The 16149-nt window shown below is 69.2% G+C and carries 15 protein-coding genes; 12 read left to right on the top strand and 3 right to left on the bottom strand.

Features of this window, described 5'->3' with window-relative positions; translation table 11 throughout:
• Positions 1–38 precede the first annotated feature (38 nt).
• On the top strand, positions 39–893 hold the full coding sequence (locus ACWDMM_RS00510; RefSeq protein WP_357104978.1) for a class I SAM-dependent methyltransferase: 855 nt from the start codon (positions 39–41) through the stop codon (positions 891–893).
• 25 nt (positions 894–918) lie between these two features.
• On the opposite strand, the gene ACWDMM_RS00505 is transcribed toward ACWDMM_RS00510, so the two are convergent.
• From ACWDMM_RS00505 to ACWDMM_RS00495, 3 genes are read right to left on the bottom strand one after another with little or no spacing between them, the layout of a single operon-like run.
• On the bottom strand, positions 919–2448 hold the full coding sequence (locus ACWDMM_RS00505; RefSeq protein ID WP_357104975.1) for an FHA domain-containing protein: 1530 nt from the start codon (positions 2446–2448) through the stop codon (positions 919–921).
• Positions 2445–2888, bottom strand: coding sequence for a hypothetical protein (locus tag ACWDMM_RS00500; RefSeq protein WP_357104972.1), 444 nt, complete (start codon positions 2886–2888; stop codon positions 2445–2447). The genes ACWDMM_RS00505 and ACWDMM_RS00500 overlap by 4 nt, the downstream gene beginning before the upstream one ends.
• A 3-nt stretch (positions 2889–2891) precedes the next feature.
• Positions 2892–4433, bottom strand: a complete 1542-nt coding sequence (locus ACWDMM_RS00495) for a hypothetical protein (RefSeq protein ID WP_195081184.1) — start codon at positions 4431–4433, stop codon at positions 2892–2894.
• Positions 4434–4574: 141 nt separating this feature from the next.
• Here ACWDMM_RS00495 and ACWDMM_RS00490 point away from each other — a divergent pair, with 141 nt between their 5' ends.
• From ACWDMM_RS00490 to nuoK, 11 genes are all read left to right on the top strand, one after another.
• Positions 4575–4994 carry an Rv3143 family two-component system response regulator gene (locus ACWDMM_RS00490; RefSeq protein ID WP_195081183.1) on the top strand — a complete coding sequence of 140 codons (420 nt, stop codon included), beginning with the start codon at positions 4575–4577 and terminating at the stop codon, positions 4992–4994.
• A gap of 441 nt (positions 4995–5435) precedes the next feature.
• Positions 5436–5816: an NADH-quinone oxidoreductase subunit A gene (locus ACWDMM_RS00485; RefSeq protein WP_195081182.1), complete on the top strand. Its 381-nt coding sequence runs from the start codon at positions 5436–5438 to the stop codon at positions 5814–5816.
• Positions 5817–5867: 51 nt separating this feature from the next.
• On the top strand, positions 5868–6422 hold the full coding sequence (locus ACWDMM_RS00480; RefSeq protein ID WP_067807367.1) for a NuoB/complex I 20 kDa subunit family protein: 555 nt from the start codon (positions 5868–5870) through the stop codon (positions 6420–6422).
• Complete coding sequence (locus tag ACWDMM_RS00475; RefSeq protein WP_357104967.1) at positions 6419–7195, top strand: NADH-quinone oxidoreductase subunit C; 777 nt, start codon at positions 6419–6421, stop codon at positions 7193–7195. The genes ACWDMM_RS00480 and ACWDMM_RS00475 overlap by 4 nt, the downstream gene beginning before the upstream one ends.
• Positions 7195–8520 (top strand): NADH dehydrogenase (quinone) subunit D, encoded by a 1326-nt coding sequence (gene nuoD, locus ACWDMM_RS00470; RefSeq protein ID WP_357104964.1) that lies wholly within the window; start codon positions 7195–7197, stop codon positions 8518–8520. Before ACWDMM_RS00475 ends, nuoD begins: the two co-directional genes overlap by 1 nt.
• Complete coding sequence (gene nuoE / locus ACWDMM_RS00465; protein ID WP_195081179.1) at positions 8517–9284, top strand: NADH-quinone oxidoreductase subunit NuoE; 768 nt, start codon at positions 8517–8519, stop codon at positions 9282–9284. Before nuoD ends, nuoE begins: the two co-directional genes overlap by 4 nt.
• A complete protein-coding gene (gene nuoF, locus ACWDMM_RS00460; RefSeq protein WP_195081178.1) occupies positions 9281–10603 on the top strand; it encodes an NADH-quinone oxidoreductase subunit NuoF in 1323 nt (440 codons plus the stop codon). The genes nuoE and nuoF overlap by 4 nt, the downstream gene beginning before the upstream one ends.
• Positions 10600–13137 carry an NADH-quinone oxidoreductase subunit G gene (locus ACWDMM_RS00455; protein WP_357104958.1) on the top strand — a complete coding sequence of 846 codons (2538 nt, stop codon included), beginning with the start codon at positions 10600–10602 and terminating at the stop codon, positions 13135–13137. The genes nuoF and ACWDMM_RS00455 overlap by 4 nt, the downstream gene beginning before the upstream one ends.
• Positions 13130–15025 carry an NADH-quinone oxidoreductase subunit NuoH gene (gene nuoH / locus ACWDMM_RS00450; RefSeq protein WP_449935263.1) on the top strand — a complete coding sequence of 632 codons (1896 nt, stop codon included), beginning with the start codon at positions 13130–13132 and terminating at the stop codon, positions 15023–15025. The genes ACWDMM_RS00455 and nuoH overlap by 8 nt, the downstream gene beginning before the upstream one ends.
• Complete coding sequence (locus ACWDMM_RS00445; RefSeq protein WP_195081175.1) at positions 15022–15852, top strand: NADH-quinone oxidoreductase subunit J; 831 nt, start codon at positions 15022–15024, stop codon at positions 15850–15852. The genes nuoH and ACWDMM_RS00445 overlap by 4 nt, the downstream gene beginning before the upstream one ends.
• Positions 15849–16148 (top strand): NADH-quinone oxidoreductase subunit NuoK, encoded by a 300-nt coding sequence (nuoK, locus tag ACWDMM_RS00440; RefSeq protein ID WP_195081174.1) that lies wholly within the window; start codon positions 15849–15851, stop codon positions 16146–16148. The genes ACWDMM_RS00445 and nuoK overlap by 4 nt, the downstream gene beginning before the upstream one ends.
• The last annotated feature ends 1 nt before the right edge of the window (position 16149 follow it).

The following is a 16149-nucleotide window of genomic DNA, read 5'->3' as shown; positions in this document are numbered from 1 at the left end:
CGCGGAATCCGCTGGCTGGATGTGACAGACTGGCTCGCATGACCGGAGGGGAAGTACCGTCCAACGTCTCGGACACCGCTCGCTGGGTCGCGGCCTACCGGGCACGCGAGACCGAGCGCCCGGACGCGCTGTTCCGCGACCCGCTCGCCGACCGGCTGGCCGGCGAACGCGGCCACGCCATCGCCGACAACGCACCCCCGGTGATGCGCGGCGGGTGGCCGATCGTCACACGGACCAAGTTGATCGACGACCTCGTCGCCACCGCGATCGGCGAAGGCTGCGACCGCGTCCTCAACCTCGCCGCAGGCCTGGACACCCGCCCCTATCGGCTCGCGCTGCCCGACGATTTGCTGTGGATCGAGGCCGACCTGCCCGAGCTCGTCGCGGAGAAGGACAGCGCCCTCGCCGGTGAGACGCCGCACTGCGTGCTCATCCGCCGAGCGGTCGATCTCGCCGATCCGGACGCGCGGGCGAAGTTCCTCGACGAGGCGCTCGGCGCGATCGGCCCGGTCACCGCCCCCGCGTCGAAAGCCCTGGTACTCACCGAGGGCCTGCTGATGTACCTCGACCCGCCGACGGTCACCGACCTTGCCGCCGCACTGTCCCGCCCCGAGATCGCCTGGTGGTTGCTGGATTTGAGTCTCGGGATGCGCAAGATGCGCTCCGGGGACACCTTCGCCAACGCCCCGATGAAGTTCGAGCCCGCCAACGGCGTCCGCTTCTTCGAAGACCTGGGCTGGCAGCCGATCGAGCTCGAGAGCCTGCTGCTGCACGCCCGCAAGTTCCGCCGGGCGCCGTGGTACCTGCGGCCGTTCACCTACCTGCCCCAGCCCGACCCCCGCAAACCCATGCGCAACCCGTGGTCTGGCATCATCCGCTTCCGCCGCATCTGAGCGCGCCGATCGCCGCCGCCCGCCGCTACAGCTGGCCGTGCTGGGAGTCGAAGGTCAGGACGCGTCCGCCCAGTTGGATCTGCGCGCCCGGTGCGAGGACGATCGGCTGGCCCGGCACCGCCCGGACCCAGTCCTGGCGGCCGGGATGACGGATGTGGGTGCCGTTGGTCGAGCCGCCGTCCACGACCGTGACATCCCAGTCGAGCAGGCGGATCTCCGCGTGCGCCCGTGACATTCCGCCCGAGCTGTCCTCCAGCCGCACCGGCCGCGCACCACGCGCGACCGCCTCCGAATGTTCCGGCTCGCGACCGAGAACGCAGTCGCTGTCCAGGACGAACGACGTGCCGTCGTCCAGCAGCAGCACACCGAGCGGTGGGCGCACCCCTGCGCTGAGCACGCAGGTGAGCTGATCCATCCGGATGCCGCACACCGCGCAGAACGACACTCGCGGATCGTTGTGATGACGCCGGGCGCACTGGAAACCCTGCACGATCACCCGATGCCCCATCGTGTTCGATCCGGTCGAACCGAGCGCGGCCGCGACGACTCCGGCCGAGGGCGCCACGGTCTCGGCGAGGTTCGCGTCGTTGGCGATCGCGTGATCCCGATCCGTGCGGTGTGCGGGCGGTGGCGCCGGCGGAATCGGCTGCGCGGCGGGTGTCACGCCATCGCGTGGCGTGGCGCGCCGCGACGGCGCATGGAGATCGATTTCCGTCGCGGCATCAACGGAGTCCTCGCCTTTACGCAAGCTCGGCGCTCGCCGTGGTTGGGCCGCGGGCGTGTCGGAACCCGGCTGCGCACCGGAACGGTGTGATTGCGGCGCCGCCTGCGGTGCGGCGGTCACATTCGGACCCGGCATCGGCGGCGGGGCCTGAACGGGATGCGGTTCGGACGCCGGTCGTGGCGCGGCGTGCGGCGGCTCCGCGGTTCGCCGCGGTTCACCGGTCGGCTCCGGTTCGGCGTGCGGTGTGGATCCAGCGTGCGGGTGCCGCAGCCCCTCGGTGACGCCGTGGCCGCGCGGCTCGTCACCGATCGCGGCCGACCACAACACCGCTCCCGATCCAGGTGCGGTCCCGGCGCCGAGCGAGAGGATCCCGCGCTCCGGCAGCGATTCCGCGGCCCAACCCGCCTCGTCCACGAACAGTCCCGCGCCGCTGCCGGGTGCGGGCGTCACCATCCGGTCGACGGTGAATCCGGCGTCCCGGCCGCGCAGCACCTCCGTGTGGCCCGGCCCGGCGAGCACCGCGGTGATGCCCCCGTGCAGGAACACCGCGAGTCCGTCGTCCACCGGCGTGATCACGCCGAATTCGACCTCGTCCTCCTCGCCGTTGGACAAGCCCATCAGCCAGGTCGTGGCCAGCCGCGCCACCGCCCGCCCGCTACGGCGGTCACGCGCGACGGCTTCGCCCACGATGTCCAGCAGCGCCGTCATCGTGCGGGCCGCGACCGTGTCCGCCGTGACCGGTCCGTCGCTCCGGTGCGCGACGACCACTACGGCGCCGCTGGCGCTCGCCACCAGGTGGGCGCCCGGTAACACCTCGATCTGCGCGCTCACAGGAATCGGCCGCCTTGGAAGCGCCACCGATGGAACACCACCCGCATCGGCCCGTTCACGATCAGCCAGAAGACGATCCACGTGATGACGAACTGGAGCAGGAAGGCGGTGAGCGACGGGCGCAGATGCTCGGGCAGCACCATCGTGGTGTAGCGCACCAGCACCCAGATCAGCACTCCTTCATTCAGGATGGTGACCAGACCGAACAGGGTCGGCCAGTCCTTTTCCCAGCGGAACTGCTGCAGCAGATGGTAGAGCAGTTCCCAGAGCACACCGACCAGAACGGTGGCCAGCAGCACCGACAGCGTCACCCGGTAGGCCTGCCCGATGCTCAGCGAGCCGGTCGGCAGCAACGGGGTGATCAGCAGCGCGACGACGAAGCCGATCACGCTCAGCGCGAGCAGGCGGGTCTGGATTCGCCCGTTCAAAGTTGGGAGCATTGTTCAGATCTTCTCGTTCGTAACCCACAGCCACCATTGCCGCGTCGAGCGCAGCGGACCCATCCTCCGGCAGAACCCGACCGCGGCCAGGTCGTCGGCGATCTCCTGCGCGGCGATCTGCAAGCCGAGGAAGGTGTCCACGCCCACGAACGGCCCGCCGAGCGTCGCGCTGCCGGAGGCGTACATCCGTCCCGCCCCGCTGCGGGTGCCGATCAGCTCGAAGGTCGTGTCCACGTCGAGCCTGCCGAGCGGATTGCGACCCGCGCCGGCGTGATCGAGCAGATCTGCCAGCAGCCGGTGCTCGCGGATGTCGGCTTCCAGGCCCGTGCAGTCGATGATGTAGTCGACGGTCGTGTCGAACGGTTGCGTCGGCGGGGGAAACGGCAGCGGCGCACCGGCGTCCGGGAGAATCGTGGCGACCACGCCTTGCCGTCCCGCGGCCGGACGCGGGGCACGCATCGTGCCCGCCATCACCTGGTACCACCCCTCCCGGCGACCGCGGCGCAACTGTTCCTGCCAGTTGTCGCGGATGGGGGTGTTGGTGCCGGAGATCTCCTTGTACGCCCGCGCCCGTTCCTCGCCTTGCAGCCGCCGCACCTTCTGCTTGAGCTGACCGCCCCACACCGACTTCGGATAGTTGAAGCCCTGGTAGGCCCACCCGTCGCCGCCCTTGCGCCTGCTGAAGACGTTCTTGCCGTGCGGTCCGGCGATATAGGTGCGGAACAGGTGCAGGATCCGGGTGTCGAGGCGGTATTTGTCCCGATCGTCGATGAGCCGTTGCAGGACGCGGCTGGCCACGATCCCGCTGCCGCGGATCAGCACGGTACCGGGCCGCCGTTGCAGCGCCTGGTAGACGTGCTCGTGCGGCTCGTAGGCGTTGACCACACGCGTCGGGTCACGATGGGTCTCGCGATACTCCTGCAGGTCCGGCAGCAGCTTGAGGCCCGGATAGCCCACGGCCACATGGACATACGTACTGCGGAATGCGACGCGTTTGGTCGGCGTCGATCCGGCGGGTGGAGTGAGGATGGTGAAGTACCCGCCGCCGTGGCGCTTGCGGACCATGCGCACGTGCCCGCGGTGCAAGGAGCGGGCGTAGCCGATGCGGTGGAATTCCCGCTCCATGGACTCGAACGCCTGGCCCGCCCGCGGGGTGTAGTAGTTGGCGAAGATCGGCTCGACCAAAACGTTCCACAGCGCCTTGATCGACTTGTCGGCGATCGCCTCCCGCACCGCGTAGGACGGGAAGCCCCAGATGTTGTCCGGGGTGGAGGCGGAGTCGCTGCGCAGGCGCTCGCCGCGGGGGATCTGAGACACCCTGGTGAGATACTCGTAGGAGGCCCACGGGTGCTCCTGGGGACCGAGCACCGCCATCGCCTCCGCGGGCACGCCGAAGATCCGGAGCGTGTCGTAGGTGACGAAGGACCCGATCCCGCTGCCGATGGTCACGAACGGTACGTCGATCACCGGAATCCCGGCGCCGCCAAGCATTTCATCGGTCCAAACGTCGGTGTCGACGAGGGCCTGCGTGATGTCTCCCCGCATTGGCCGGACTCTACCGGCAGATTCTTGTCAACTGCTTGCCATCGGCTTTCGGGGGACGACTGCACTGGTGACGCGCGGTGCACGACGCGCGCGAATCATCTGCGCCGAACCTGCCACGCGGTGCGCCGTCGCGGACGTACCATGCCGTTCGTGGCCGATTCTCCTCGTTCCACCCCGCTGCGGGTTCTCGTGTACAGCAACGACGCCGACACCAGGCGCCAGGTGATCCAGGCCTTGGGCAAGCGTCCGAGCGCGGAGCTACCGGAGTTCGAGTATCTGGAGGTCGCCACCGCCCCCGTGGTGATCGCGCAACTGGACGCAGGCGGCATCGACTTGGCTGTGCTCGACGGCGAGGCCTCCCCGGCAGGTGGGCTCGGCATCGCCAAGCAGTTGAAGGACGAAGTCGATCCGTGCCCGCCGCTGCTGGTGCTCACCGGCAGGCCCGACGACGCATGGCTGGCCAGCTGGTCACGGGCGGAGGCGGCGGTGGCGCATCCCATCGATCCACTGCGGCTCACCGAGGCCGTCGTCGCTCTGCTGCGCAACCGCACGGCAGCCTGATCGCACCGGCCATTCATAGCGATCATGAATTAGTTTGCTCGGGCGTGCCGGCTCCTGGCGGACGCCCTGCGCGCCCACGGCCCCGTGTGTCACACAATTGTCGCCCTTCCCGACTGCGAACCCGCTCGGGACCACATTTGACGTCGCGAAACCCGACATCTCAGGCTTCCAACTGACCGTTCACCCAACCCTGCGGACGCTCCGCGCGGATTACCACCGTTTCGGTCATAAATGCTTGTACTGAATTCGATCAAACGCCGTCGCCAAACGCGCTGCGGGCCGCCCGTTCAGTTGTAGGCTGTGCCCTATCTCACACGGAGACGGATCCGGTAATGACCGTCCCCGGGTGGAGCCGAGGGGCGAGTCTGGCCGAGGCGGACAACGACGTCAGCCCGCCTCGGACGCTGTTATCTGCCGCTCGCAAGGAGGGGAAGTGCAGTCGTGAACATCGAGGTGCCGACGCTTGTACTCGGCGCGATCGCGGCGGCGTTCGCGTTGTTCTCCATCGTCCTGTCCGCCCTGGTCGGTCCGAAACGACGCAACCGGGCCAAGCTCGAACCCTACGAATGCGGTATCGAGCCGACGCCCCACGCCGTCGCGGGCGGGCCGGGAAACGTTACCGGGCAACGCTTTCCGGTGAAGTACTACCTCACCGCCATGCTGTTCATCATCTTCGACATCGAGATCGTGTTCCTCTACCCGTGGGCAGTCCACTTCGATGCGCTCGGTCTCTTCGGTCTGGCCGCGATGGCGTTGTTCATCGTCAACGTCTCGGTGGCCTACGCCTACGAATGGCGGCGGGGTGGGCTCAGCTGGGAGTGACCGCCCGGCAGCCGATTTCGTAGCCGACGAATGGAAGCGAGTCAGTAGAACATGGGTCTCGAGGAAAAACTGCCCAGCGGCTTCCTGCTGAGCACGGTCGAGGATTTCGCCGGATACCTGCGCAAGGGCTCCCTGTGGCCGGCCACCTTCGGGCTGGCCTGCTGCGCCATCGAGATGATGGCCACCGGCGGGGGCCGATTCGACATCGCCCGCTTCGGCATGGAGGCCTTCCGCGCCTCGCCGCGGCAGGCCGATCTGATGATCGTCGCGGGCCGGGTGAGCCAGAAGATGGCTCCGGTGCTGCGCCAGGTCTACGACCAGATGACCGAACCGAAATGGGTGCTCGCGATGGGCGTCTGCGCCTCATCCGGAGGGATGTTCAACAACTACGCCATCGTGCAGGGCGTCGATCACGTGGTGCCGGTGGACATCTACCTGCCCGGCTGCCCGCCCCGGCCGGAGATGCTGCTGAACGCGATCCTGGCACTGCACGCCAAGATTCAACAGATGCCGCTCGGCGTCAACCGCGAGGAAGCCGTCCGCGCCGCCGAACAGGCCGCGCTCGCCTCGACGCCGACCATCCGGATGGAGGGTCTGCTGCGATGACCTTCGACACCCCCGACGACACCGAGACCCCGCCCGCGCACGACGCGATCGATGCCGCGGCCACCGCGGGGCCGGAAGGCACACTGCCGGAGGAGGATTCCGTACCGCCTGAGGCCGACGTCATCGGCGTGCGCCGCGGCATGTTCGGCGTCACCGGCACCGGCGACACCTCCGGTTACGGCCGCCTGGTCCGCCCGGTCACCCTGCCCGGCGGCACGCCGCCACCCTACGGCGGGTACTTCGACGAGGTCGTCGACGCGCTGCGCGCCGCGCTCACCGCCGCCGGCTCCCGTCCGGAGGCGGCGCTGGAGAAGGTGATCGTCTTCCGCGGCGAGCTAACCCTGCACGTGCGCCGGGAGCAGCTGCCCGTGGTGGCCCGCGCGCTGCGGGACGACCCCGCTTTGCGTTTCGAACTCTGCCTCGGTGTGAACGGCGTGCACTATCCGGAGGATTCCGGCCGTGAACTGCACGCCGTCTACCACCTCATGTCGATCACGCACAACCGCCGCCTACGGGTGGAGGTCGCCGCGCCGGACGCCGATCCGCACATCCCCTCGCTCTACGAGGTGTATCCCACCACCGACTGGCACGAGCGCGAAACCTACGACTTCTTCGGCATCCGGTTCGACGGGCACCCCTCGCTGACCCGGATCACCATGCCGGACGACTGGCGCGGCCACCCCCAGCGCAAGGACTACCCGCTCGGCGGGATCCCGGTCGAATACAAGGGCGCGCGCATCCCGCCGCCCGACGAGCGGAGGGCATACAGCTGATGCACGACACCGACACCGAACCCGAGGTCACCTCCCCCGAGCCCGCCACGGTCACCGTCGCGGGGCAGGACTGGGACCAGGTGGCCGAGACGCTGTCCGGCGCGGGCGAAGAACGCATCGTCGTCAACATGGGCCCGCAGCATCCGTCCACCCACGGCGTGCTGCGGCTGATCCTGGAGATCGAAGGCGAAACCGTCACCGAAGCCCGCTGCGGCATCGGCTACCTGCACACCGGAATCGAGAAGAATCTCGAATTCCGCAACTGGACCCAGGGCGTCACCTTCGTCACCCGGATGGACTACCTGTCGCCGTTCTTCAACGAGACGGCGTACTGCCTGGGCGTGGAGAAGCTGCTCGACATCACCGAACAGATCCCAGAGCGCGCCACGATCGTGCGCGTGCTGCTGATGGAGCTCAACCGCATCTCCTCGCACCTGGTCGCCCTGGCCACCGGCGGCATGGAGCTCGGCGCGCTGACGCCGATGCTGTTCGGCTTCCGCGAACGCGAGCTGATCCTCGACGTGTTCGAGACGATCACCGGTCTGCGCATGAACCACGCGTTCATCCGCCCCGGCGGCCTGGCCCAGGACCTGCCCGAGGACGGCGTCACCAAAGTGCGCGAACTGCTCGCGCTGCTGCCCAAACGGCTGCGCGACATGGAGCACCTGCTCACCGCCAACCCGATCTGGAAGGCACGCACCCAGAACATCGGCTATCTCGACCTGCAGGGCTGCATGGCCCTCGGCATCACCGGCCCCGTGCTGCGCGCCACCGGCCTGCCACACGACCTGCGCAAAGCCCAGCCCTACTGCGGCTACGAGAACTACGAATTCGACGTCCCCACCACCACCGGATGCGACTGCTACGGCCGCTACGTCATCCGGGTGGATGAGATGAAGGAATCGCTGAAGATCGTCGAGCAGTGCCTGGACCGGCTCCGGCCGGGACCGGTGATGATCGACGACAAGAAGATCGCCTGGCCCGCCGACCTGCAACTCGGCGCCGACGGACTGGGTAACTCCCCCGCGCACATCGGCAAGATCATGGGCACGTCCATGGAGGGCCTGATCCACCACTTCAAGCTGGTCACCGAAGGCATCCGCGTGCCCGCGGGCCAGGTGTACGCGGCCGTGGAGTCACCGCGCGGCGAACTGGGCGTGCACATGGTCAGCGACGGCGGCACCAGGCCCTACCGGGTGCACTATCGCGACCCCTCGTTCACCAATCTGCAAGCGGTCGCGGCGATGTGCGAGGGCGGCATGGTCGCCGACGTCATCGCCTCGGTCGCCAGCATCGACCCCGTCATGGGCGGAGTGGACCGATGAACCCGGCAACGCACGGCGACACCCCCAACGGCGGCTACGCGACCGGCGGGACGCAAGTCCTGCTGAAGCTCAGTACCCGCCCCGAGCCCTATCAGCCCTTCGTGCGCGAACGGCTCGAGACCGACGCCAAGGAGATCATCGCGCGTTACCCGCATCCGCGTTCGGCGCTGCTGCCCCTGCTGCACCTGGTGCAGTCCGAGGAGGGCTACGTCACCGGCACCGGAATCGAGTTCTGCGCCGAGCAATTGGGCCTGACCGGCGCCGAAGTCACCGCGGTCGCCACCTTCTATTCGATGTTCCGGCGCACACCCACCGGTGACTACCACGTCGGCGTCTGCACCAACACCCTCTGCGCGGTCATGGGCGGCGACGCAATCCTCGCCGCGCTCGAGCGCCATCTCGGCATCGGGCACGGCGAGACCACGGCGGACGGGTCGATCACGCTCGAGCACGTCGAGTGCAACGCGGCCTGCGACTTCGCGCCGGTGATCATGGTGAACTGGGAGTTCTTCGACAACCAGACCCCCGAGTCCGCGCGAGCGTTGGTGGACGCGCTGCGGGCCGGGCAACAGGTCACCCCGACCAGGGGCGCGCCGCTGTGCACGTTCAAGCAGACCGCGCGCATCCTCGCCGGGTTCCCCGACGAGCGCCCCGGTGTGCTCGACGGCGCGGCCGGTGAGGCGACGCTCGCCGGTCTGCGGGTCGCCCGCGAGCAGGGCATGCGTGCCCCCGCGGCCGAGACGGACGCGGAGGGCACGCGATGACGCTCACCCCGGTGTTGAGCACCTACTGGGACGACCCGCAGTCCTGGACGATGGACACCTACCTGCGCCACGACGGCTATCAAGCGCTGCGCGCCGCACTGCGGATGGAGCCGGATCAGGTCATCCAGACGGTCAAGGACGCGGGCCTGCGCGGGCGCGGCGGCGCGGGCTTCCCCACCGGCATGAAATGGAGCTTCATCCCGCAGGGCCCCGGGCCCGACGGCGTCACCAAACCGCACTACCTGGTGGTGAACGCAGACGAGTCGGAACCCGGCACCTGCAAGGACATTCCGCTCATGCTGGCCGCGCCGCACGCGCTGATCGAAGGCGTCGTCATCGCCGCCTACGCCATCCGCGCGGCGCACGCGTTCATCTACCTGCGCGGCGAAGTCGTTCCGGTGCTGCGGCGGCTGCAGGCCGCGGTGGCCCAGGCCTACGAAGCGGGTTTCCTCGGTCACGACATCCTCGGTTCCGGCTACGACCTGGAACTGATCGTGCACGCGGGAGCGGGCGCCTACATCTGCGGTGAGGAGACCGCGCTGCTGGACTCGCTGGAAGGCCGCCGCGGCCAGCCTCGGCTGCGCCCGCCGTTCCCCGCCGTCGCAGGCCTGTACGCCTGCCCGACCGTGGTGAACAACGTAGAGTCCATCGCCAGCGTGCCGCCCATCATCCGCAACGGCATCGCGTGGTTCCGGTCCATGGGCAGTGAGCGATCGCCCGGCTTCACCCTCTACTCGCTGTCGGGTCACGTGACGCGGCCGGGGCAGTACGAGGCGCCGCTGGGCGTCACGTTGCGCGAGCTGCTCGGTTACGCGGGCGGCGTGCGCGCCGGGCATCGGGTGAAGTTCTGGACGCCGGGCGGCTCGTCGACGCCGCTGTTCACCGAGGAACACCTCGACGTGCCGCTCGACTACGAAGGCGTCGCCGGCGCGGGATCCATGCTCGGCACCAAGGCTTTGCAGATCTTCGACGACACCACCTGCGTGGTGCGGGCGGTGCTGCGCTGGACGGAGTTCTACGCCCACGAGTCCTGCGGCAAGTGCACCCCGTGCCGGGAGGGCACCTACTGGCTGGTGCAGCTGCTGCAACGCATCGAGGCGGGCACCGGCGTCGCGTCCGACCTGGACAAGCTGCTCGACATCAGCGACACCATCAACGGCAAGTCGTTCTGCGCCCTCGGCGACGGCGCGGCCAGCCCGATCGTCTCCTCGCTGAAGTACTTCCGCGCGGAGTACGCCGAACACCTGCGGCTCGGCGGCTGCCCGTTCGATCCGGCGCGCAGCACGGCATGGGCGGAGTCAGGAGAAGAGGTCCGATGAAACCGGTATCGCGCAGCGATGCGATCAGGGGTGGCGGCCGTGCGGCGAGCGGGCCCGCCACCGTGCGTGACGACAACGGCGGCCCCGCGCCCACCGACCTGGTGACCGTGACCATCGACGACACCGCCGTCAGCGTGCCGCCCGGCACGCTGCTGATCCGGGCCGCCGAACTGATCGGCATCCAGATCCCCCGCTTCTGCGACCATCCCCTGCTCGACCCGGTCGGCGCCTGCCGCCAATGCCTGGTCGACGTCGAAGGGCAGCGCAAACCGGTCGCCTCCTGCACGATGGCCGTCGCCGACGGCATGGTGGTGCGCACCCAGCTCACCTCCCCCGCCGCCGACAAGGCGCAGGAGGGCGTGATGGAGCTGCTGCTGATCAACCATCCGCTCGACTGCCCGGTGTGCGACAAGGGCGGCGAGTGCCCGCTGCAGAACCAGGCGATGTCCACCGGCCGCGCCGAATCCCGATTCGACGGCCGCAAACGCACCTACCCCAAACCGATTCCGCTGTCCACGGCCGTGCTGCTGGACCGCGAACGCTGCGTGCTGTGCGCCCGCTGCACCCGCTTCTCCCAGCAGATCGCCGGCGATCCGTTCATCGAGCTGATGGATCGCGGCGCGCTGCAACAGGTCGGCACCGCGCAGGCCGAACCGCTGGACTCCTACTTCTCCGGCAACACCGTGCAGATCTGCCCGGTCGGCGCGCTCACCGGCACCGCCTACCGATTCCGGGCACGCCCGTTCGACCTGGTGTCCAGCCCGAACGTCTGCGAGCACTGCGCCTCCGGCTGCGCCCAGCGCACCGACCACCGCCGCGGCAAGGTCCTGCGCCGGCTGGCCGGCGACGACCCGCAGGTCAACGAGGAGTGGAACTGCGACAAGGGCCGGTGGGCCTTCACCTATGCCACCGAGCCCGACCGGCTCACCACCCCCTTGGTGCGCGGCTGGGACGGCGAACTCACCCCCGCCTCGTGGTCGCAGGCGCTGGCCGCGGCAGCGGAGGGACTGGCCGCGTCCTTCGGTAACGCGGGGGTCCTGGTCGGCGGCCGGGTCACCGAGGAGGACGCCTACGCCTACGCCAAGTTCGCGCGAGTCGCCCTCGGCACCAACGACATCGATTTCCGGTCCCGGGCGCATTCGGCGGAGGAGGCCGACTTCCTCGCCGCCCGCGTCGCGGGCCAGGACCCCGCGGTCACCTACGACAGCATGGAAGCCGCGCCGGTCGTGCTGCTGGTCGGATTCGAACCCGAAGAAGAGTCACCGATCGTCTACCTGCGGTTGCGCAAGGCCGCCCGCAAGCGCGGCCTGCCGATCTATGCGCTGGCGCCGTACTCATCGCGCGGGCTCGAGCGCATGTCCGGACGGCTGATGCGCACCGTGCCCGGCGCCGAACCGCATCTGCTCGACGCGATCCGCACCGGCGAGATCACCACGCCCGGTGCGGATCCCGCCCAGCTGGCCGACCTGGCCCGGCTGCTGCGCGAACCGGGTGCGGTGATCATGGTCGGCGAGCGCATGGCGGCCGTCGCGGGCGCGTTGTCGGCCGCCGTGCGGCTCGCCGATGAGACCGGCGCCGCCCTCGCCTGGGTGCCGCGCCGGGCGGGCGAACGCGGCGCGGTGGAAGCGGGCGCCATGCCCGGCCTGCTTCCCGGCGGCAGGCCGGTCGCCGATCCCCGCGCCCGCCAACAGGTCAGGACCGTCTGGAACGTGCCGGAACTGCCGGTGGGCGCCGGCCGCGACACGACGGCCATCCTGGAGGCGGCGCCCGGCCTCGGCGCGCTGGTCATCGGCGGAGTCGACGTCGCCGACCTGCCCGACCCGGCCGCCGCGCTGGCCGCCATCGACGCCGCCAGATTCGTGGTGAGCCTGGAACTGCGCCGCAGCGCCGTCACCGAACGCGCCGACGTGGTGTTCCCGGTGGCCACGGCGATGGAGAAATCCGGCACCTTCCGCACCTGGGAGGGCAGGCCGCGCCCGTTCGCCGCCGCGCTCGGCGACGACATGGTGCGCCGCCAGGCCGCGCCGCTGTCGGATCAGCGCGTGCTGCACGCCATCGCCGCCGAGATGTCGGTGCGCCTGGGTCTGCCCGACATCGACTCCGCCCGCGCCGAACTCGACGAACTCGGCGCGTGGGACGGCACGCCCGTCACCGCACCCACCCATGCGCCGAACCCGCTGCCGCGGCCGGAACCAGGAACGGCGGTGCTCGCCGGCTGGCGCATGCTGCTGGACGAGGGGCGCATGCAGGACGGCGAACCCAACCTGGCCGGCATCGCCCGGCCTCCGGTGGTGCGGCTGTCGGCGGCCACCGCCGCCGAGATCGGCGTGCAGCCCGACGATCCGGTCACCGTCGCCACCAGCCGCGGCGCGGTCACGCTTCCCCTGCTGATCAGCGACCTGCCCGACCGCGTGGTCTGGCTGCCGCAGCACTCGCCCGGCTGCTCCATCGCCGAGCAACTCGGCGTCCAGCCCGGCGCGATCGTGCAGCTGCGGCACGCCGACGAGAGGATGAAGGAGCACCGCCATGAGTGATCTCGCCACGCTCGTCCTGGCCTCCACGGTGACCGACACCGCCGCCGATCCCTACGCACCCGCGGGCTTCGGGCACGACCCCCTGTGGCTGGTGATCGTCAAAGCGCTGGCGGTCTTCGTCTACCTGATGCTGATCCCGCTGGTCGCGGTGCTGGCGGAACGAAAGATCGTGGCGCGCATGCAGATGCGTATCGGCCCGAACCGCACCGGGCCGTTCGGTTCGTTGCAGAGCATCGCCGACGGCGTGAAGATGGCCCTCAAAGAGGACATCGTCCCGGCGATCGTGGACAAGCCGATCTACATCCTGGCGCCGGTCATCTCGGTGGTGCCCGCCTTCATGGCCTTCGCGGTCATCCCGTTCGGACCGGAAGTGTCCTTCTTCGGTGTCACCACTCCGCTGCAGCTGACCGATCTGCCGGTGGCGGTGCTGTACATCCTCGCGATCACCTCCATCGGCGTCTACGGCATCGTGCTGGCCGGATGGTCCTCGGGCTCCACCTACCCGCTGCTGGGCGGGCTGCGCTCGACCGCGCAGGTCATCTCCTACGAGATCGCGATGGCGCTGTGCTTCGCGACGGTGTTCCTGCTCACGGGCACCATGGCCACCTCAGGCATCGTGTCCGCGCAAGAAGGCACCTGGTATGTGTTCCTGCTGCTGCCGTCGTTCCTGATCTACTGCGTCTCGATGGTCGGCGAGACCAACCGCGCGCCGTTCGACCTGCCCGAGGCCGAAGGCGAGCTGGTCGGCGGCTTCCACACCGAGTACTCCTCGCTCAAGTTCGCGATGTTCATGCTGGCCGAGTACGTCAACATGGGGACGGTGTCCGCGCTGGCCACCACCCTGTTCCTTGGCGGCTGGCACGCGCCATGGCCGTTGAACATGTGGGACGGCGCGAATTCCGGCTGGTGGCCGGTGCTGTGGTTCACCGCGAAAGTCTGGACGTTCCTGTTCGTGTTCATCTGGCTGCGCGGCACGCTGCCACGGCTACGCTACGACCAGTTCATGAATCTCGGCTGGAAACTGCTGATCCCGACCTCGCTGGCCTGGGTCATGGTGGTGGCCACCGCGCGGGTGCTGCAAGCCGAGGGCTACCGGGTGCAAACCCCCATCCTGGTGATCGGCGGCCTGGTGGTCACCGGCCTGCTGGTGCTGCAGTTCCTGCGCGCCGGCCGAGCGCAGGCGGCGCCACCACCGGTCGAGGAACCCGTGGCAGCGGACGGCACCGACTCGACGGTCTTCCTCGGCTTCCCGGTTCCGCCGCTGCCCGCCGACGCGCACGCCCGCGACGCCACCCGCGCCAAAGCCGGGCTGTTCGAGCCGCTGGCCGGGTTCGCCGTCACCGCGGGCACCATGTTCAAGAAGCCGAACACCGAGTTCTATCCCGAGCAGAAGACGCCGACCGCGCCGCGCTACCACGGCAGGCACCAGCTCAACCGGCATCCCGACGGGTTGGAGAAGTGCATCGGCTGCGAGCTGTGCGCGTGGGCCTGCCCCGCCGACGCGATCTATGTCGAGGGCGCCGACAACACCGAGACCGAACGGTATTCGCCCGGTGAACGATACGGCCGGGTCTATCAGATCAACTACCTGCGCTGCATCGGCTGCGGCTTGTGCATCGAAGCCTGCCCCACCCGGGCGCTGACGATGACCAACGACTACGAGATGACCGACGACAACCGGGCCGATCTGATCTACGAGAAGGACCGCTTGCTCGCCCCGCTGCAACCGGGAATGACCGCGCCGCCGCACGCCATGCACCCCGGCGCCGACGAGGCGGACTACTACCTCGGCCGAGTGCCGGGCGCCGCGCCGGCCCCCAACGGAGCCACGGCGACCGATGTGCCCCGCCGACCTGCCGCCGCCGGTGTGGAAGGAGCGACACGGTGACCGAACTGATCCTGGCCGCGGAGCCATTGACCCGCGCCTCCACCGGGGAGACCGTCCAGTTCTGGATTCTCGCCCCGCTGGCCGTACTCGGCGCCCTCGGCATGGTGTTCGCCCCCAAGGCGGTGCACTCCGCACTGTGCCTGGCCGCCACGATGATCGCGCTGGCCGCGTTCTACATCGCCCAGGACGCCCTGTTCCTCGGCATCGTGCAGATCGTGGTCTACACCGGCGCGGTGATGATGCTGTTCCTGTTCGTGCTGATGCTCGTCGGCGTCGACTCCGCCGAATCCTTGAAGGAGACCATCCGCGGCCAGCGGCTCGCCGCCGCCGCGGTCGGCGTCGGTTTCGGGTTGCTGCTCAGCAGCGGCATCGCCCACGGCGTGCGCGAATCCGGCATCACTCTCCCCGCCAGGGGTTTTCCCGGACGCAACGTGATCGCCGAATTGGCCGAACTGATCTTCCTGCGCTACGTGTGGGCCTTCGAACTCACCGGCGCCCTGCTGATCACCGCCACCATCGGCGCCATGGTGCTCGCCCACCGCGAGCACTTCGGCCCCCGCACCGACCAGCGCGAGCTGTCGCGGCGCAGGTTCCGCGAGCAAGGCCACCGCGCCACACCACTGCCCACCCCCGGCGTCTACGCCAGGCACAACGCGGTGGACATCCCCGCGCGGCTGCCCGACGGGTCGTTCGAGGAACTGTCGGTCAGCACCATCCTGCGGCACCGCCGCACCAGGGCGCTCACCGAAGCGGCCGTCATCTCGGTCGGCACCACGCCCGCACCGGACGGGACCGACACACCCAGCGACGAGGAAGGCAACCGGTGAATCCCGAGAACTACCTGTTCCTGTCCGCCCTGCTGTTCACGATCGGAGCGGCCGGAGTGCTGCTGCGGCGCAACGCCATCGTCGTGTTCATGTGCGTGGAGTTGATGCTCAACGCGGTGAATCTCACGTTCGTCACCTTCGCCAGGATGCACGAGAACCTCGACGGACAGGTGTTCGCGTTCTTCACGATGGTGGTCGCGGCGGCCGAGGTGGTCGTCGGCTTGGCCATCATCATGACCATCTTCCGTACCCGCCGCTCGACCTCGGTCGACGACGCCAGCGCGCTGAAGTTCTGAC

Source organism: Nocardia sp. NPDC003726 (assembly GCF_053586955.1).
This window is presented reverse-complemented; position numbering and strand designations above follow the sequence as displayed.